Here is an 18,752-nt window from a genome sequence, read left to right as displayed (position 1 = left end):
CAAATAATTAAACCCAATTCTAAATCTAAAAATGAAAATTATGAAAAAAGTGTACTTAAAGTGTTTAAGTATATTGTTGTTAACTTTTTTAACAATAACAGCTTTTGCACAAAAAACCATTACCGGAACGGTAAGGGAAACATCTGGCCCACTACCTGGAGTTAGTGTTTTCGTCAAAGGAACATCCAAAGCCACACAAACAGACGCTAATGGAAAGTTTTCAATTGTTGCAACAGAAGGCAACACCTTGGTATTTACCTATCTAGGGTATGGCACTAAAGAAACCATAATTGGATCGGCGGCTACCGTGGATATTACCTTAACAAACGTAAACAACACCCTTACAGAAGTAGTTGTAACAGCGTTAGGTATTAAAAGAGAGAAAAAATCCTTGGGTTATGCTGTGCAAGAAGTAAAGGGAGAAACCTTAGTAGAGGCTAAAGAACCAAACTTGGTAAATGCACTTACAGGTAAAGTTGCTGGTTTGCAAATCTCACGCTCAAGTAACGGACCTGCCGGATCATCTAAAATTACGTTGCGTGGTAATAATTCCTTAACAGGATCAAATCAGCCCCTAATTGTGGTTGATGGTATCCCTCTGGATAACTTTACAGGTGCAACGAACAACGATTACTATAACCCAACTTTAGATATGGGTAATGGTATGGCAGATATCAATGCCGATGATATTGAAACAATGACAGTTTTAAAAGGTCCATCTGCTGCAGCGCTTTATGGTTCAAGAGCAGGTAATGGTGCAATTTTAATTACTACTAAATCTGGTAAAGCACAAGCTGGTTTAGGTATTACAATTACGTCATCTTTAGGTATCGAAAGTTTATTTACCAACCCTAACATGCAAAATGATTATGCTCAGGGTTCTAATAATATCTACGATCCAAAATCTCGTACAAGTTGGGGACCTAAAGTAACCGGGCAATCCGTAACAAAATGGGATGGTTCAACTGCTCCTTTAACAGTTCCTGATAATATTGGCGATTATTTTGGTACAGGATTAACCTCTAACCAAGGTATCTCTTTCCAACAACAATATAAATCAACATCTGTTTATACTTCATTTAATCGCTTAGATGATAAAAGTATGATACCAGGAGCAAAGCTGACCAGAAATAACTTAATGGCAAAGGCGGTTAGCAAATTTGGAAAAGATGACCGTTGGACATTAGAAACTAAAATTCAATACATTAACTCTAATGCGCAAAACAGACCGCAAGGCGGACCAAGAGGCGATAATACTTTTTATGCATTATACTTGCTTCCACGCACACTTCCTTTAACAGATTTTAAAGGTGCAACAGATCAAAACAACAAAATGTTATGGTACAACGGCGGCAATGAAGTTAATCCATATTGGGGAACTAAATACAACCTTAATCAAGATATTAGAGATCGTTTCTTATTAAACGGAGGGTTAAAATATGAATTCACAGATTGGCTTAATGCTGAAATAAAAGCAGGTTCAGATATTTATACTACCAATGCAGATAACAGAACTTATGCAGGTCAAACTGCAGTATCTACTGGTAAATATGGATTAAGTAAAAGCACCTTCTCAGAAAGTAACTATAGCGCTTTAATCACCGCCAGAAAAGATAATGTTTTTGGAAAACTAGGAGGGGTATTAACATTGGGTGGAAATTTAATGAGCCAAAAAAATACTTCAATCGGAAGTAGCGTTGGCGCATTAACCGTACCAGATTTATTCTCAGTAAATAACGGTACATCAAGCCCAAGCGTAACCGAAGGTTATAGTCAAAAAGCAATTAATTCAGTTTATGGTTCAGTAGGTTTAAATTATGATGGCTATTTATTTGTTGATGGAACTTTCAGAAACGATTGGTCATCTACATTAAGTCCAGCAAATCGCTCATTTTTCTATCCATCGGTAAGTGTTTCGTATGTATTTACAGAAATGTTTAGCAGAATGAACAAAACATTACCATCATGGATTAGCTATGGAAAATTAAGAGCATCTTATGCATCAGTAGGTAATGATTTATCACCTTATCAATTATATAACACGTTTTCAATTGGTAAAGATCCACTAGGTAGTACAACAGCCGGAAGAGGAAACATACTTTTTGATCCAAATGTAAAAAGTGAGTTAATCAAATCGTACGAAGCTGGTTTAGAAATGCGTTTCTTCAAAAGCCGTGTAGGGTTCGACTTAGCCATCTACAAATCTAATGCAACCCAACAATTAATTAATCTTCCAATGGATGGATTAAGCGGATATACATCCAAAAAAATAAATGCTGGAGATATCGAAAACAAAGGTATTGAAGTCATGTTAGATGGCCGCATCCTTAATAATCCAAACTCATTTAATTGGAATGTAACAGTAAACTATTCAGCAAATAAAAACGTAGTAAACTCAATTAGTAAAGATGTAACTACGTACGCCCTTGGCGGATATGATGATGTTCAGATTATGGCAGTTGCCGGACAGAAATATGGTGAAATTTACGGATCTCATTTGCTAAGAGTAAACGATCCAAGCAGCCAATACAATGGTCAACTTATTTTAAGAAACACAGGTTTACCACAAAAAGATCCTCAAAATATCAAATTAGGTAACCAACAAGCAACAGGTCTATTAGGTGTTACAAATGCATTTTCTTACAAAGGCGTAGGTTTATCTTTCTTGGTTGATGCTCGTTTTGGTGGAAAAATATTCTCTGGTACACTTGCAGATATGCAACAATTCGGAACCGCATCAAATACAGTTACAAATGGTTTACGTGATGATATTTTAGTAGATGGAGTAGTATTAAATACAAGTACAAACACCTACGAAAAAAATACAGTTAAAGTAAGTCCACAAAACTATTGGGGTGCAGTTGCAGGTGCAAACAACTTAGGTATTACAGAAGCAAACCTTTATGATGCCTCTAATATAAGACTAAGAAATGTGCAGTTAAGTTATGATTTACCTCGTAAATTCTTTGCAAGCACTCCAATCCAAAGAGTAAAAATTGGCGCATCATGCAATAACGTTTGGTTAATTAAAAGCCATATGAATGGTTTAGATCCCGAATCTATTTATGCAACTGGTACCAATGCAACAGGTTTTGAAAACGGTAGTGCACCAACAACTCGTACTTTCCTTTTTAACTTAACCGTAGGTTTTTAAATTTTAATACTAGAAACGATGAAAAAGATATTTAAAAAATCATATTTGCTAATAGCTACCTGTGTCGTACTATCATCCTGCAAAAAATTTGATGAAATTAATAAAAACCCACTTGCTGCAAGCGCAGATCAAGTACAAGTAGAATACTTTATAGATAATTCTATAATAGGAGCACAACAAGAGCCAGGCCTGGCCGAACGTATGTTTATTTTATACTGGGTACCCGGTGGCCACACCATGCAAGATGAAGATGGAGAAACATTTTCTGAAGGAGGGTATGATGATGGTTGGACAAGCGAATATTACAGACAAGCATCTAGTTGGTTAAACGCTGCAAATAGTGCAATAGATGTAGGTAACCAACAAATTGCAGCAGGTACATCCAAAGTATATACTAAAAACTTAATACAAGTAGCTCGTATTTGGCGTGCCTATTTAATGAGCGAATTGTCTGATACATTCGGACCAATTCCTGTAGATGGTTTTCAAGGTGTTAACCCTGAGTTTAAAGACGTAAAAACCGTATATTATTTCTTGCTTGATGAATTAAAAGATGCAAGCGCTAAATTAGATGTAAGCGTTGTTAACCCAACCAATCTAGCCAAGCAAGACCCAGCTTTTGGCTATAACTATGCAAAATGGCGCAAATACGCTAACTCAATGCGTATGCGTTTAGCCATGCGTTTATCAGAAATCGATCCTGCAAAAGCAAAAGCAGAATTTGAAGCAGCAGCTGCAACAAACGATTTCATTAGCGCTGCAGATCAAACTTTTCAAGTAGCAGAAACTGCAAACAGTTACGATGCATTAAGTAGTGTATATAGAAAAGATTTCTCATGGATGAGTTTACCAATCTCTGCAACACTTAATAATCTATCTGTAGGTTTAGGAGGCGTTAAAACTGCCGATCAATTACCTGCTTTTTCAGCCTATGTTAAACCAGCAGACTGGATGGGACAAAGATTTACAGAACAATTTTCATCTAAAACCAACGATCCTTCCGCAGGTTACTGGTTTAATGGACTTCCTTACACAATAGATCCGCGTATGTATAAAATATTTACAGTGCCTGGAGATATCACAAATTCATTATATCCAAACCTAGGATCTGATTTTATAGCAAGCACAAAAGATTTAAAAAATGCAAGCGGTGCAGTAGTTAAAACAATCGATGCAAAATATACTTGGAATGCTAAAACCGATGGAGATTGGGGAGCAAAAGGAGCAATGAATCAAGTAATAAACACACCAGGTTGTAAACCAATTTTAAATTTAAAATTTAGAGCCGGAACCAATAAACGTGTATTCTTTGGTCCATGGGAAACCTATTTCCTTTTAGCAGAAGGAGCAGAGCGTGGTTGGGCAAGCCCAGTAGCAGCGCAAACAGCTTATGAAACTGGTATCGCAAAAAGCTTCGAATACATGAATGTAACCGTTGGCTCTTATTTAACCTCAACAGATTATAATAGAGTAGGTACCTCTGTAAGTTGGAGCCATACAACAGAACCAGGTGCTACAAGAACCATGAATTACGAAGACGGAATTACTGGCGCAACAGGTACAGTTAATATTGCTTATCCAAAAAATGATTTATATAAATCAGGAGCAATAAGAAACGATCACATGACCAAAATATTAACGCAGAAATTTATTGCACAAACACCTTGGCTACCTATCGAAACCTGGAACGATCATAGAAGATTAGGCTTACCATTCTATGAAAACCCAGTATTTGAAAACCCAATGCCAGGCTTACCAGATTTAAATAGCGCTACCTATTTAACAAGCAGTGTAAAATTTTTCTCTCAAAGAGTAAAATACCCTTCATCACTTAAAAACAGTAATATTAAAGGGTATAATCAAGCAGTAACTGCTTTAGCAGGAGCAGATGCAGTACTAACCCCTTTATGGTGGGCAAAAAAACCATAAGTTTATAATTGGTAGCCGTGGATCCTGGTTAGATCCACGGCTTTTTTATGCCCTAATAAATCAAATTAGTTACTACTCAACTATCATCCTTTTTTAGCTAATCAATTAGTTTAAATCGTATCAATCTCATAAAGATTACAACTCTTTTAAGAATATAGAAATTTGTATAAATCATATTATTCTGATCTAATTCTGACATTTTCTTGCCTAAAAACAAATTTATTTAAGTACATTTGCTAAAAATAATAGTATTTAGTACCTGCCGTATGAATGTAACTGTCCTTGCCATATTTGATGAATTTAACCCAAGCGCCTCTTTAGCCAAAGTAATGAAAGAGCGATTAATTCGCCTAGCCTCAGAATTGCAAAACATTCATTTAAAACAATTTGCAACACAAAAACCCTTATCAGAAGACGTAGTAATATACATCAGCTATAACCCAAAATACACCATCCGTTGGCGAATTGTAAACGATGTACCAAGCTTCATAGAAACGGAAGTAGCAAAAACCTGCGCCCTACTAAACTACATCCCCTGGAAAACAGCCGCCATTAATATCTTCAAGCAAAATTAAAATCTGCAATCCCATCATTTTACAATCCAGTTCGTCATTCCCATAAATCCAGATAGCTATCTGGAGGGATTATAAAGCAGTAAAAAAGCAAACTAATTGCCTTGCGCCATACAATATATTCTCTATGCACCCATATGGTCGAAATAAAAATTAGTTGAAAAGCTCAACCAGTAACATCTATTAAAGTCAGCCCTGCTTTCCGTTACAATCTTTTTGTATCAACGTTTTCCGTCATTTCGACCGTAGCAGAGAAACCTTTCTGTTATGCTTCAACACAAAAACCTGTAAAAACAAAAAGTATTTCCACTACAATCAGGTTTAATAAACCCAAAACAGCGCAATAAACTAAAACACCTCGCCTTTGCAAAGAAGGTTCTTCACCTACTTTGGCTCCAAAGGAATGCCTATGGTACAATCTCTTTCATGCTCCTTTTGAACTGACGACCGCTCTGCTTGGAATGACAACCATTAGTAGTGTAATACCTGCTACTTTGTTTATAATATCAACTGCAACTTACAATATGCCAACTGCAACTTACAATATGTCAACTGCAACTTACAATATACCAACTGCAACTTTCAATATGTCAACTGCAAGAACTGAAATCACACAAACTACCATTAAATAATCAATAAAATCCATAATTAATTGTATAGTTTAGTATAAACACTACTAAAATTTGCAATTTATTGTAATATTAAGCTGTATAAAGTTGCTTTCATTAAAAACTTATACTGTAATTCTTGTTATTATTGGTGTTTGTGCGGATAAATCCCTTAAATCTGCAAGTAAAAACCTATTCCTTGCTAATTTTCATCATGTATTTCTCTTTGTCAATGCGACAATCATTAATCCTTTTAACCCTAACAAAGTCCAAAACGAACAAAACACCCTTTTATATGTTAAATAAAAGTTAAATCAATTTAATCAAACCAATTGAAATATATTTTACCATTAAAACATCGTTATTTAGCACAGATAAGAAACCAGAACCACCCGGAAAAAGAATGAATAAAAAAGATAACCTAGACAACGTCTTCAAAGAAGAAATAAAAAAACCATCCGATTTTAAGTTCGGCGCCACAGTAGCCAACGCATTCGATGATATGGTAGAGCGCTCAGTCCCTTTCTACAACGAAATACAGCGCATGATAATAGAATTGGCAATAGAACATGCCTTGCCCAATACCAATGTAGTAGATTTAGGCTGTTCAACAGGTACAACCATGATAGGTTTAAACCCTTATGTAGCAGAAAACATTAAGTTTATAGGCGTAGATGATTCAGTAGAAATGCTAAAGAAATGCGATGTTAAACTAAAACAAGCCGACTTTAAAAGAAAATACGAATTAGTGCAAGCAGATTTACACGAAGATATTAAAATCGAAAATGCATCCGTAGTTATCCTTTGCCTAACACTACAATTTGTCCGCCCAATATTCCGAGAAAAACTATTAAAAAAAATATACGATGGTTTAGTACCAGGAGGCGTATTAATCATCTCCGAAAAAATCCTAGCAGAAGATAGCCTCTTCAACAGAAACTTCATTAAATACTATTACGATTATAAACGTCGCAATAACTACAGCGAAATGGAGATCTCACAAAAGCGAGAAGCCCTAGAAAACGTATTAATCCCCTATAAATTAAGCGAAAACTTTAAAATGCTCAAAGAAGCAGGCTTCCCACACACCGAAACATTCTTTAAATGGTATAATTTCACAGGCTTTATCGCAGTAAAAAACTAAAATGATCGCAATAGGTAACTTCTTTTTCAAGTACAGAAACTTCTTATTTATCTTCCTGTACCTAGCCCTGTTTATTCCATCCCCACAAATATTTAAAGAAAGCACATTAGGCAAAAATTATTATCTATATCCATTAATTATAGGCCTATTCATCACCATCGTCGGACAATTAATTCGCGGCGTAGCCATAGCCTTAGCCTATATCGTACGTGGCGGAAAAGATAAAAATGTATACGCAGATCATCTCGTAATCGAAGGATTTTTTAACCATTGCCGCAATCCATTATATGTAGGTAATGTGTTAATGCTAGTAGGAGTAGGTATTTTAATCAACTCACTACTATTCATGGTCATATTCATCCCCTTATTTCTCTTTATATACCAAGCCATTGTATTAGCAGAAGAAAACTTCCTGAGAAATAAGTTCGGCGAACAATTCGATGCCTATTGCACTCGTGTAAACAGATGGTGGATTAACTTCAGTGGACTCACAAAAACCATAAACAACATGGCATTTAACGGTAAACGTTGGCTTATTAAAGAGTACAATACACAAACCGTTTGGCTAGCAGGGATCATAGTTATCCTACTTTTCTATTACCCACAATTAACACAGGGTGATGAAGAATTAAGAAATAAAATAGGAATTGCTACGGCTATTGTTTTAGCTATTTATTACCTTACCATCCGTTATTTAAAGAAAAGCGGTACATGGAAAGGATAAAATTTAGCTTAGCTATCAAGATATTTATAGTTTGTTTTTTATCCTCATTAGCAGTAAAAGCGCAAAGCGGAAATAAAACACTCTTTAATCAAGATAGTCTAAAACTAATTTCTTCCCAATTCAAATTTACAGAAGGTGCATCAGTCGATAAAAAAGGCAACGTATTCTTTACCGACCAACCAAACAATACAATTTGGAAATACAGCGTAGATAATAAACTAACTTTGTTTACAGATAAAGCCTCAAGAGCAAATGGCACTTATTTCGATAAAAAAGGAAACTTGCTTGCCTGTGCAGATGAAAACTTCCAAATTCTATCATTCGATAAAAATGCAAACCCAACACTCATTTATCAAAATCCCAAAGAAAGCAACTTAAATGGTCCAAATGATTTATGGATAGATAAAAAAGGAGGTATTTACTTTACCGATCCTTATTATCAAAGAAACTACTGGGCAAGAAAAGCTCCCGAAATAGTAGGAGAGAAAGTTTATTACCTGCCCAAAAGGGATAAACAAGTCACAGTAGTCGATGATAGTTTACAAAGACCAAATGGTATTGTAGGCACAGCCGATGGAAAAACATTATATGTAGCCGATGCAAAAGGCAGTAAAACTTATCAATACGATATTCAACCAGATGGCTCTTTAAAAAATAGAGTATTACTTATCAATCAAGGTTCAGACGGAATGACTTTAGATGAGCAAGGAAATATATACTTAACCGGAAACGGTGTTACTGTCTTCAATAAAGCAGGTAAGCAAATTGCATATATCAATGTTTCAATCACACGCACATCTAACATCTGCTTTGCAGGAAAAAAGAAAAACATCTTGTTTATCACCGCAGGTAATTCTATTTATACCTTGCCAATGCAAGTAAAGGGAGTGGAGTAGATTATTTCTATTGCATTTATCCTCAAAAATTCTTAAATTCATTAACTGATTTAGCTTTTGCATAAGAATAGTTTTACAACTATTTTTTTACAAACAATTAAGTCAGATTTCGGTTATTGCTGTAGGGTTTATTCAATGGAAAATTAATTTACAGTGCATCATGGTGAAAATTGATTATTTGTGCGAATTGTTTGATAACCAACTCCCATATCTCTATACCTTATTACAATTAGATGTAAACGATGTGTTTTGCGTTTGCATCGGCGATCAATTAGTTGGAACCATTAAAAAAGTAACCAATGGTTGGGAGCAAATTGGCGGAAGAGAAATGTCTAATGAATTTATAGCAGACATTGGTAAATTCATCGAATGTAAGTTTCTAAATGCTAGTTTAGAAAATGTTAAAGAAACTCTAATAACAAGTCATTAGTAAGATTTCTTGAAAATATTAAAACTATTTTAGGTTAGTATTAAATTTATATGTAGATATATTTCTACATTAATATATCATAATTTCCCCATAATGGGTAATTATCACCTCAATTAATACATTATCAATTTTGTTACGAAAAATATTTTAAAATACTTTTCCACATTATATCATTGCCTAATGTATTAATAATGAAGCTTAAATACTCTTATTTAGTAAGATAATTAATGGGGCAGCAGGAATTGAAAAAATATTTTTTGTTAAATAATAAAATATTTATGTTAGATTAGATTTGTGGCACGAAAAAAAGATTAAATTTTATTTCTCCTTTAGCTACACAAACACAATTGAAACTTATTCCTTAATAGTAAAGAGATGAAGAACTACTACGATGCCGTATCAAATTTTAAAAGCATTACGTTATTTTCCCTTATTTTAACAAGTATCTTATTTGTACAGAGCGCTAAAGCACAAACTCCTTATAAAGTAGAAGGGGATTCGCAGATTAAAATTTCTATCGATTCAAATCAGAATATATCAAGCTCACTAAGTGCCGAAGGTAATTTTATAGTTAAAGATGGTATTTTGGATGAAATTAATTCATTTGAACTCGCTTTGCCGTCGTTTACTACTGAGAATAAGTCAATAACCAATAAAGCAATAAGCTTCAAATTGACTCATGTAATGATTTTACCAACAATGAAAATGATTCACGCTGTAGGAGTTTTAAATATTGGCGGAGTGAGTAACAGAACGGATATCGAATTTAGTTTTGTAATGAATAACGATCAAAGTATTACCTTAAATGGCTCTAAATCAATAAAATTAAGTGATTATCATCAAGAATCAACTTTTGCATTAGCTTCTCTTAGCAACAACGATGATTTAAAATTGAATATGAATTTGGTGTTTAAAAACAATCCGTTTTATACTAATAACGTAGTTACTACTACTACTACTAAAATGACTGCGCTAAGTGCAAGAGATTAAACTAGATTTATATTTCTTCGTTCAACCTCAATAAGAAATCTTTCAATTTTTCTAGCGAAGCAATAACTTTTTGGTTTTCTTTAACCTCACTATTGTTATTCTTCAAATGATCTTTGGCGCCTTTTAAAGTAAAACCTTTATCATCCACCAAGTGAAAAATAATCTTTAAATTTTCGATATCCTCAGGAGTAAAAAGTCTATTTCCTTTTTTGTTTTTCTTAGGTTGCAACACATCAAATTCCTTTTCATAAAACCTAATTTGTGAGGCATTTACGCCAAACATTTCGGTAACCTCGCCCATAGTATAATACATTTTATTAATTTCTCTGTCTTTGTACGGCATGTTTTAATCTGATTATGAATTGTTTGCAGCTTTTACTTAAAGTATTCAAATGTAAAGGGATTTTAGTAGAATACCGCAATAAAATTTTAATTTTGTTCTTCCAAATTTTCTACACAGAATGACAGCAAAAGAAATAAGACAAACCTATTTAGATTTTTTCAAAAGTAAACAGCATCACATTGTACCATCGGCGCCAATTGTGGTTAAAAACGACCCAACTTTAATGTTTACCAATGCGGGAATGAACCAATTTAAAGATTTGTTTTTGGGCGAAGCTGTCGTAAAATATCCTCGTGTAGCTGATACACAACGTTGTCTACGTGTTTCGGGCAAGCATAACGATTTAGAAGAAGTGGGTATTGATACCTACCACCACACCATGTTCGAGATGCTGGGTAATTGGAGCTTCGGCGATTATTTTAAAAAAGAAGCCATCGCTTGGAGTTGGGAATTATTAACTGAAGTGTATAAAATTCCGAAAGACCAATTATACGTTTCTATTTTTGAGGGAGATGAAAAGGAAGGTTTGCCAAGAGATACAGAAGCTTTTGAATTGTGGAAACAATTTGTTGATGAAGACCGTATTATTCTAGGAAATAAAAAGGACAATTTTTGGGAAATGGGTGATACAGGACCTTGTGGACCTTGCTCAGAAATCCATGTAGATTGTCGCCCGTTAGCAGAGAGAAACGCATCTAGCGGAAAAGATTTGGTAAATGCAGACCATCCTCAAGTAATTGAGATTTGGAACAATGTATTTATGCAATTTAACCGCGTTAAGGATGGTTCTTTAAAACCATTACCTGCACAACATGTAGATACGGGAATGGGTTTTGAGCGTTTAGTGCGTGTTCTACAACAAAAAACCTCAAATTATGATACCGATGTTTTCCAGCCGTTAATTCAATTTATTTCAGAAAAATCTGGTATTAAATATAGTAGCAGTGCTGAACCTGGAGAAAAAGGATGGAACGAAGCGGTTGCGATGCGTGTAATGGCTGATCATATCAGAGCAATTTCTTTTGTAATTGCCGATGGTCAGTTACCTTCTAATAATAAAGCAGGTTATGTAATTCGTAGGATTTTACGTAGAGCAGTGCGTTATGCATATACTTTTTTAAACTTAAAAGAACCATTTTTAAATCAATTAGTGCCAGTGTTAGCAGAACAATTTAAAGGTGTTTTTGATGAGTTGTATTTGCAAAAAGATTTCGTTCAGAAAGTAGTTTTAGAAGAAGAGGTTTCATTCTTAAGAACTTTAGGGAAGGGATTGTTAAGGATTAATGAATTTGTTGAAGGTAAGAGCTACTTATTGAGTGGAAGAAAAGGTCCATTGGAGCCTGGTTATGTAAATAAGGGATGGTATAAACTACCAGGAGATTTTGCATTCGAATTATTTGATACCTATGGGTTTCCAATAGATTTAACTCAACTTGTTGCCCATGAGAATATGCTTACAGTCGATATGGAAGGTTTTAATTCCGCATTGGCTGAACAAAAAAATCGCTCTCGTGCTGCTACCGCAATTGATACAGGAGATTGGGTAATTGTTAATCAAGATAACGATACCGAATTTGTAGGTTATGATTTAACGGAAATAGAAACTGAGATTTTAAAATACCGTAAAGTAAGTGCAAAAGGGAAAGAGCAATATCAAATCGTTTTACGCCAAACTCCTTTTTACGCAGAAAGTGGCGGACAAGTTGGAGATATTGGTCGTTTAGAAGATCACAGCCGTCAGTTTTGGGTAGAAATAACGGATACCAAAAAAGAAAATGGTGTAATTGTTCATTACACAGATACGTTGCCAACAGATTTGGATGGTAAATTTTGGGCAGTAATTGATGAAGATAAAAGAGTTTTAACAGAAGATAATCACTCGGCAACTCACTTATTGCATGCCGCTTTAAAGAAAGTTTTGGGTTCTCATGTTAATCAAAAAGGAAGTTTAGTCAATTCAGATAATTTACGTTTCGATTTTTCGCACTTTGCTAAAATTAGTGAAGAAGATTTAGCGAAAATCGAACATATCGTTAATCAAAAAATTAGAGAGAATATTCATCTAAAAGAACAACGAAATGTACCTTATGATGAGGCCATCACCTCTGGTGTAACTGCTTTATTTGGTGAAAAATATGGCGATTTTGTTCGTGTAATTACTTTTGACGATCATTTTTCTAAAGAATTGTGCGGTGGTACACACGTAAAAGCAACTGGACAAATTGGTTATTTCAAAATTGTTTCAGAAAGTGCTGTTGCGGCAGGTGTTCGTCGTATAGAAGCTATTACGGCAGCAAAAGCAGAGCAATTCATCGTTAACCAAAGCAAAGAATTAAATCAATTAAAAGGGTTACTAAAAGGAAATCAGAATATCAGCCTTGCGGTACAAGCTTTATTGGATGAAAATGCCAAATTGAAAAAGGAAGTTGAGAAAAGTATTTCAGCTAAAGCTGGTGATATGAAACAAGATATTGCCGCCCAAGCAGAAAATATAAATGGCATTAACTTTATTGCCACACAAGTTGATTTGCCAAGTGCAGAAGCCGTAAAAAACCTAGCTTTTGAAGTTAAAGCCTTAGTGTCAGATTTGTATTTAGTGTTTACTACTTTAATTGATGATAAACCAGGAATTACAGTAATGATTTCTGAGAATATTGTTTCAGAAAAGCTAAATGCTGCAAAAATTGTTCGCGAATTAGGTAAAGAAATTCAAGGTGGAGGCGGCGGCCAGCCATTTTATGCAACAGCAGGAGGAAAAAATGCATATGGTTTAACACAGGTATTGATCAAAGCAAAGGATTTTATCGCTTAATATAAGTATGAGTAGGGCAAAGAGTTTTAATCGCTTCAGGTGCAACTAAAATATTAGTAATTAAAAAATATTTTATATTTTAGTCAGCGGAAAACAAAACAAACTATTTAATGAAAAAATTAATGCTCTCAGGCTTATTATTAGCCTCAACTCTTTTTGTGTATGCTCAAAAAACCGATTCTACATCAACTAATGGCGGAATAAATGGCAATAATGAATTGAAGTTAAACCTGTTTTATACCATAGCTGGGTTTCCTGAAATAAATTACGAGAGAATTCTCAAAGATGATATGAGCGTTGGAGTTGCCATATTGGTTGGTTTAGAAAAAGATTCAGAATATTCATTTGGTATCATCCCTAATTTTAGAGTTTATTTTGGTAATAAAAAAGCAAGTGGTTTTTTTATTGAGGGAAATGCAGCTGTAATCTCTTATAAGGATAATTATTATGATTATAGTTATTTAGCTTATTCGTCATATCCAGCAGGGACTTATCAATATACTTCTCCAATTGCTAAAACCTACACAAATTTTGGTTTAGGTGCAGCGGCTGGTGGCAAATTTTTAACCAAAAAAGGTTTTGTTGGTGAAATATATTTAGGTGTTGGTAGATTATTTGGTGATAGTCCTATTGAAGCTTATCCTCGAGGTGGTATTACCATTGGAAAAAGATTTTAAATAAAAAAGCCTCGATTAATTAATCGAGGCTTTTTTATTTAAGGTATATAGTTAATGTTTTCCTTTACCGTTATTGCCTTTACCATTACCATTGTTTCCTTTGCCATTGTACATTTTTTTTGCTTGTCCAGGAGGCATTCCATGCGGGTGACCTTTCACAACATAGTATTTTTCTTCGTTACTATATTTAATTGCTTTTTGTTTTCCACCCCAGTTTTTGTATTTAACATATTTAACTTTATCATTTTTATAATTTAAATATGGTCTGTCACCATTAACAACTACTTTGTAACCATTGTATAAATTATAATTACCATATCTAGCTGGTAATGAGTTGCTAAAAATCCAATTTCCATTATTTAAATAAACAAATTGATGTTTTGGTACAGAGTAATAGCTTTCTACATCTGGTAAATAATAGTAATCTACATGATCATAACCTGTTGGCCCCCATAATGGCTGCGAGCCAATATTAACGTTTAAACTAACTTGTGCATTTGCATTATTGTGAAATAGCGATACGAAACCGAGTAAGGCTATTAAGATTAACTTTTTCATTTTATGTTAAATTTAGATTTGATGAAATTAATGTTTTCCTTTTCCATGACCTTTACCATGTTTATAGGATTTATTATAGTTTTTGTAATTACCTCCTTTGACAGAATAATAGCTGTTTTCTCGTCTGTAATTAGTATAATAAGAACGACGTATTGAAGGTTGAGATCTGTAAACCACTACATTTCTTTGCGGATAATAGTTACGATGATGTCTTTCTACATAAACAACAGGTGCAGGTTCATAATAAGAATCATAGCCATAATAAGTAGGTGTTCCAATGTTTAAACTAACGCTCACTTGAGCTTTTGCGGGTTGATAAGTAGCTGCTGCAATTCCTAACACAGCTAGAATGATGAACTTTTTCATAGTTTTAAATTTTTGTGTGTACTCCTGTGTTAAATCCAATTTTGTGCCACAAGTAGAATGTTACCCTTATTTCAATAGAATTGATACATATTTCCATATCTTTGGGGTACATTAAATGACCATTTTAGTAGATATTGCCCATTAATGAGTACAAAAATTGCAACTGAAAGTGTAGCATTCGAATTGGTTTCTGGTTTAGAAATACATGTACAGTTAAATACACAATCAAAAATATTTTCTTCAGACAGTGCCGCTTTTGGTGCAAAACCCAACGAACATATTTCGGCCGTTTCCTTGGCTTTGCCAGGCGCTTTGCCCAAATTAAATAAAGAAGTAGTAGCTAAAGCGATTAGAATTGGCTTGGCCTTAAACTGCGAAATCAATCAGCATAATTTTTTTGACCGTAAAAATTATTTCTACGCTGATTTACCAAAGGGATATCAAATTACACAAGACAATAGCCCAATTTGTAAAAATGGTTATTTAAATGTGGTGTTGGCCAATGGCGAAGAAAAACGAATAGGTATCAACAGAATTCACTTGGAGGAAGATGCTGGTAAAAGTTTGCACGATCAGGATGCTAAATATTCTTACGTAGATTTAAACAGAGCCGGCGTTCCTTTAATTGAAATTGTAACCGAGCCAGATATTCGCAGTGCGGAAGAAGCATCAGCTTTGCTTACCGAAATTAGACAATTGGTACGTCATTTAAATGTGAGTGATGGCAATATGGAAGAGGGTTCTTTGCGCTGTGATGCAAATATTTCGATACGTGAAAATGGTTCGACTGAATTTGGAACACGTTGCGAAGTTAAAAACCTAAACTCTATTCGTAACGTACGTAGAGCTATGGAGTTTGAGTTTAATCGGCAAATTGAAGTGATTGGAAACGGCGGGAAAATTATTCAAAGTACGTTGAATTTTGATGCAAATAAAGGCACAACATCGCCAATGCGCACCAAAGAAGAAGCAAATGACTACCGTTATTTTCCAGATCCAGATTTACAACCCATTTCTATTTCTGATGAATGGTTAAACGAAATCAAATCGGCTATGCCTGCTTTACCAAAAGAAATTGCTAAACAGTTAGTTGCAGAATTTGGTATTAACAAAGTAGAAGCAAATATGCTGGCAGAAGACACAGATTTGTTTACCTATTTTAATGCAGCAAAAACCAAAGTTAATAATCAAAAAAGCTTGGTAAACTGGTTGTTAGGTTCAATACGGGCTTTGTTAAATGAAGAAGGAATTGGTATTGGAGCTTATAAAGTTAAGCCTAATCAACTAGCGGATGTAATTAATTTAGTTGATGATAAAAAAATAAGTCAGCAAAATGCATTGCAACAACTTTTGCCTGCGTTGGTTATCAACCAAAATAAGACTGCAGAAAGTGTAGCAGCTGAATTAAATTTATTAATAGTTGAAGACAATGATGCTATTAGTGAATTTATTGATGAAGTTTTAACAAAATATAATCCTCAAGTAGAAGCATACAAATCTGGCAAAAAAGGCGTTTTAGGTTTGTTTGTTGGCGAAGTAATGAAGCTGGCAAAAGGTAAAGCAGATGCGAAGAAAATAAGTGATTTAATAATAGAAAAATTGAAATAGATATGAGAAGATTAAGCTATATTTTATGTTTGGTTGTTGTTTTGGCAACAGGATGTAAAGACAGTACAAAGTTTACAATTGTTGGTAAAATCGAAAATCCTGGAACAGAGAAAAAAGTTTATCTGTATGGAATGGCGAGCAGTAACATGGTTGTTTTAGATTCGACAATGTTATCTGAAAAAGGAGAATTTAAGTTTTCGAGAGTATCTCCAGAAGCTGATTTTTATCGAGTTAATATTGGTGCAAATGAATACATGATTATTGCTAAAAATGGCGATGAAGTTATTTTTAATGCCGATTTAGCAAATAAAAATCACGAATACAAAGTGAAAGGTGCTGAGGATGCAATTAAACTAGAAGAGTTTAATACTTTGAAAAATTCTTATTCTGCAAAAATAGAAACAATAAAAAACGATTTTGAGCAAAAAGTGGCTGCAAATCCTGATAGTAGAGAAGCATTAATTCAGCAAATTACGCCTCAATACATGAAAGCTATTCAGGATTTAAACGGAGCTGTAATCAAATTTGCAAACGATAATACTAAATCACTAGTAAGTTTTTATGCAATTAGTTTGGTTAATCCGACAGGAAATGAAGCTGCGATGGTAAATTATGCAGAAAAAGTTGATGAGAATTTAAAGAAAAACTCAGCAGTTAAAAGCTTTGTAGAAAAGGTTACTAAATTAAAAGCTGTACAAGTTGGACAACAAGCGCCAGAATTTAGTATCAACTCTATTGATGGAAAAACAATTAATTTAATCGATTTTAAAGGTAAATATGTGTTAATTGATTTTTGGGCTTCGTGGTGCGGACCATGCAGAAATGAAAATCCTAATGTGGTTAAGGCTTACAATAAATTTAAAGATAGAAATTTCACAATTTTAGGTATTTCCTTAGATAAAGATAAAGCGGCTTGGGCGCAGGCAATTAAGCAAGATGGTTTAACATGGACTCATGCTAGTGAATTAAATGATTTTGCAGGCGCATCTGTTAGGTTGTATCAAGTAGACGCTATTCCTGCTTCGTTTCTTTTAGATCCTACTGGGAAAATCATTGCTAGAAACTTAAGAGGTGAAGAATTGGATGCTTTTTTAAACAAAACCTTACCTTAAACCTAATTTCATGTTAAAATTAGTAAGTGGTTTAACAATTTGTTAACTTCATTTTAACTCAATAGTGCAATAGTATACTTACTTTCGTAACAAATAAAACAAGCGATGAGTACAGCGAAACAAAAAATATTAATTGTTGATGACGAACCGGATATTTTAGAGCTGATTGAGTACAACTTGAAAAAGGAAGGTTATCAAGTGTTTTTAGCAAGTAATGGCCAAGATGGAATTGCGGTTGCAAAGAAAGTTCATCCAGATTTAATTATTTTAGACATTATGATGCCTAAAATGGATGGAATTGAAGCTTGCCGTTTAATGAGGGCTATTCCGGAGTTTAAAAATACTTTCATGGTTTTTTTAACTGCTAGGAGCGAAGAGTATTCTGAAATTGCTGGTTTTAACGTAGGTGCAGATGATTATATCGCAAAACCAATTAAACCAAGAGCTTTAGTAAGTAGAATTAATGCTATTCTTCGCAGAAATTCGAGTGGTGAAGAAGTTTCTGATAACAAAGTTGAAATTGGAGATTTAGTAATTGATAGAGAAGCGTATTTAGTCTTCCAGAATGGAGAAAAGGTAGTTTTAGCTAAAAAAGAATTTGAATTATTATACCTTTTAGCTTCAAAACCAGGTAAGGTTTATACCAGAGAATCTATTCTTAAAAATATTTGGGAAGATTCAGTTGTAGTTACCAATCGTACTATTGATGTACATATTCGGAAACTCCGCGAAAAATTAGGCGAAAACTACGTTGCTACTGTAAAAGGAGTAGGTTATAAGTTCGAGCTTTCTTAATAAAATCACATTTCATATAGCTAAATATTGACAA

Annotated in this window: 17 protein-coding genes; 14 read left to right on the top strand and 3 right to left on the bottom strand. The window is 34.1% G+C overall.

From position 1 onward, the window contains the following. Positions 1-40 precede the first annotated feature (40 nt). From GM921_RS06450 to GM921_RS06410, 9 genes are all read left to right on the top strand, one after another. On the top strand, positions 41-3,154 hold the full coding sequence (locus tag GM921_RS06450) for a SusC/RagA family TonB-linked outer membrane protein (protein WP_182921774.1): 3,114 nt from the start codon (positions 41-43) through the stop codon (positions 3,152-3,154). A gap of 18 nt (positions 3,155-3,172) precedes the next feature. Continuing rightward, on the top strand, positions 3,173-5,083 hold the full coding sequence (locus GM921_RS06445) for a SusD/RagB family nutrient-binding outer membrane lipoprotein (protein WP_182921773.1): 1,911 nt from the start codon (positions 3,173-3,175) through the stop codon (positions 5,081-5,083). Between the two features lie 266 nt (positions 5,084-5,349). After that, positions 5,350-5,658 (top strand): hypothetical protein, encoded by a 309-nt coding sequence (locus GM921_RS06440; protein ID WP_182921772.1) that lies wholly within the window; start codon positions 5,350-5,352, stop codon positions 5,656-5,658. Positions 5,659-6,116: 458 nt separating this feature from the next. Continuing rightward, on the top strand, positions 6,117-6,287 hold the full coding sequence (locus tag GM921_RS06435) for a hypothetical protein (protein ID WP_182921771.1): 171 nt from the start codon (positions 6,117-6,119) through the stop codon (positions 6,285-6,287). A 379-nt stretch (positions 6,288-6,666) separates the two neighbouring features. Next, positions 6,667-7,407: a carboxy-S-adenosyl-L-methionine synthase CmoA gene (gene cmoA / locus GM921_RS06430; RefSeq protein ID WP_182921770.1), complete on the top strand. Its 741-nt coding sequence runs from the start codon at positions 6,667-6,669 to the stop codon at positions 7,405-7,407. A gap of 1 nt (position 7,408) precedes the next feature. Beyond that, entirely contained in the window at positions 7,409-8,131 is a 723-nt protein-coding gene (locus GM921_RS06425; protein WP_182921769.1) for a methyltransferase family protein, read from the top strand. Further along, entirely contained in the window at positions 8,119-9,027 is a 909-nt protein-coding gene (locus GM921_RS06420) for an SMP-30/gluconolactonase/LRE family protein (RefSeq protein ID WP_182921768.1), read from the top strand. The genes GM921_RS06425 and GM921_RS06420 overlap by 13 nt, the downstream gene beginning before the upstream one ends. A gap of 160 nt (positions 9,028-9,187) precedes the next feature. Continuing rightward, positions 9,188-9,457, top strand: a complete 270-nt coding sequence (locus tag GM921_RS06415) for a hypothetical protein (RefSeq protein ID WP_182921767.1) — start codon at positions 9,188-9,190, stop codon at positions 9,455-9,457. 375 nt (positions 9,458-9,832) lie between these two features. Next, positions 9,833-10,447, top strand: coding sequence for a hypothetical protein (locus tag GM921_RS06410; protein WP_182921766.1), 615 nt, complete (start codon positions 9,833-9,835; stop codon positions 10,445-10,447). Positions 10,448-10,454: 7 nt separating this feature from the next. On the opposite strand, the gene GM921_RS06405 is transcribed toward GM921_RS06410, so the two are convergent. Continuing rightward, the gene (locus GM921_RS06405; RefSeq protein ID WP_182921765.1) at positions 10,455-10,790 is read right to left on the bottom strand and encodes a MerR family transcriptional regulator; all 336 of its coding nucleotides are present in this window, start codon (positions 10,788-10,790) and stop codon (positions 10,455-10,457) included. 118 nt (positions 10,791-10,908) lie between these two features. On the opposite strand from GM921_RS06405, the gene alaS reads away from it, so the two are divergent. Together alaS and GM921_RS06395 are read left to right on the top strand one after the other, a co-directional pair. After that, on the top strand, positions 10,909-13,602 hold the full coding sequence (gene alaS / locus GM921_RS06400) for an alanine--tRNA ligase (RefSeq protein ID WP_182921764.1): 2,694 nt from the start codon (positions 10,909-10,911) through the stop codon (positions 13,600-13,602). 110 nt (positions 13,603-13,712) lie between these two features. Next, entirely contained in the window at positions 13,713-14,279 is a 567-nt protein-coding gene (locus GM921_RS06395) for a DUF3575 domain-containing protein (RefSeq protein WP_182921763.1), read from the top strand. A gap of 51 nt (positions 14,280-14,330) precedes the next feature. On the opposite strand, the gene GM921_RS06390 is transcribed toward GM921_RS06395, so the two are convergent. Next, positions 14,331-14,837 carry a hypothetical protein gene (locus tag GM921_RS06390; protein WP_182921762.1) on the bottom strand — a complete coding sequence of 169 codons (507 nt, stop codon included), beginning with the start codon at positions 14,835-14,837 and terminating at the stop codon, positions 14,331-14,333. Positions 14,838-14,864: 27 nt separating this feature from the next. After that, positions 14,865-15,203, bottom strand: a complete 339-nt coding sequence (locus GM921_RS06385) for a hypothetical protein (RefSeq protein ID WP_182921761.1) — start codon at positions 15,201-15,203, stop codon at positions 14,865-14,867. A gap of 144 nt (positions 15,204-15,347) precedes the next feature. On the opposite strand from GM921_RS06385, the gene gatB reads away from it, so the two are divergent. The 3 genes from gatB (at position 15,348) to GM921_RS06370 (ending at position 18,718) form a co-directional block, all read left to right on the top strand. After that, positions 15,348-16,811, top strand: a complete 1,464-nt coding sequence (gatB, locus tag GM921_RS06380; RefSeq protein ID WP_182921760.1) for an Asp-tRNA(Asn)/Glu-tRNA(Gln) amidotransferase subunit GatB — start codon at positions 15,348-15,350, stop codon at positions 16,809-16,811. Between the two features lie 2 nt (positions 16,812-16,813). Then, positions 16,814-17,923, top strand: coding sequence for a redoxin domain-containing protein (locus tag GM921_RS06375; RefSeq protein ID WP_182921759.1), 1,110 nt, complete (start codon positions 16,814-16,816; stop codon positions 17,921-17,923). Between the two features lie 105 nt (positions 17,924-18,028). Further along, positions 18,029-18,718 (top strand): response regulator transcription factor, encoded by a 690-nt coding sequence (locus GM921_RS06370; protein WP_182921758.1) that lies wholly within the window; start codon positions 18,029-18,031, stop codon positions 18,716-18,718. Positions 18,719-18,752 lie beyond the last annotated feature (34 nt).

The organism is Pedobacter planticolens, from assembly GCF_014172375.1.
GTDB lineage: Bacteria > Bacteroidota > Bacteroidia > Sphingobacteriales > Sphingobacteriaceae > Pedobacter > Pedobacter planticolens.
Note: the sequence above shows the minus strand (reverse complement) of the source record. Positions and strands in the feature narration are given on the sequence as shown.

Excerpts from the sequence above, each read along its gene's own strand:
- GM921_RS06450 (WP_182921774.1), top strand. The coding sequence starts at position 41 with ATGAAAAAAGTGTACTTAAAGTGTTTAAGTATATTGTTGTTAACTTTT.
- GM921_RS06445 (WP_182921773.1), top strand. The coding sequence starts at position 3,173 with ATGAAAAAGATATTTAAAAAATCATATTTGCTAATAGCTACCTGTGTC.
- GM921_RS06440 (WP_182921772.1), top strand. The coding sequence starts at position 5,350 with ATGAATGTAACTGTCCTTGCCATATTTGATGAATTTAACCCAAGCGCC.
- GM921_RS06435 (WP_182921771.1), top strand. The coding sequence starts at position 6,117 with ATGACAACCATTAGTAGTGTAATACCTGCTACTTTGTTTATAATATCA.
- cmoA (WP_182921770.1), top strand. The coding sequence starts at position 6,667 with ATGAATAAAAAAGATAACCTAGACAACGTCTTCAAAGAAGAAATAAAA.
- GM921_RS06425 (WP_182921769.1), top strand. The coding sequence starts at position 7,409 with ATGATCGCAATAGGTAACTTCTTTTTCAAGTACAGAAACTTCTTATTT.
- GM921_RS06420 (WP_182921768.1), top strand. The coding sequence starts at position 8,119 with ATGGAAAGGATAAAATTTAGCTTAGCTATCAAGATATTTATAGTTTGT.
- GM921_RS06415 (WP_182921767.1), top strand. The coding sequence starts at position 9,188 with ATGGTGAAAATTGATTATTTGTGCGAATTGTTTGATAACCAACTCCCA.
- GM921_RS06410 (WP_182921766.1), top strand. The coding sequence starts at position 9,833 with ATGAAGAACTACTACGATGCCGTATCAAATTTTAAAAGCATTACGTTA.
- GM921_RS06405 (WP_182921765.1), bottom strand. The coding sequence starts at position 10,790 with ATGCCGTACAAAGACAGAGAAATTAATAAAATGTATTATACTATGGGC.
- alaS (WP_182921764.1), top strand. The coding sequence starts at position 10,909 with ATGACAGCAAAAGAAATAAGACAAACCTATTTAGATTTTTTCAAAAGT.
- GM921_RS06395 (WP_182921763.1), top strand. The coding sequence starts at position 13,713 with ATGAAAAAATTAATGCTCTCAGGCTTATTATTAGCCTCAACTCTTTTT.
- GM921_RS06390 (WP_182921762.1), bottom strand. The coding sequence starts at position 14,837 with ATGAAAAAGTTAATCTTAATAGCCTTACTCGGTTTCGTATCGCTATTT.
- GM921_RS06385 (WP_182921761.1), bottom strand. The coding sequence starts at position 15,203 with ATGAAAAAGTTCATCATTCTAGCTGTGTTAGGAATTGCAGCAGCTACT.
- gatB (WP_182921760.1), top strand. The coding sequence starts at position 15,348 with ATGAGTACAAAAATTGCAACTGAAAGTGTAGCATTCGAATTGGTTTCT.
- GM921_RS06375 (WP_182921759.1), top strand. The coding sequence starts at position 16,814 with ATGAGAAGATTAAGCTATATTTTATGTTTGGTTGTTGTTTTGGCAACA.
- GM921_RS06370 (WP_182921758.1), top strand. The coding sequence starts at position 18,029 with ATGAGTACAGCGAAACAAAAAATATTAATTGTTGATGACGAACCGGAT.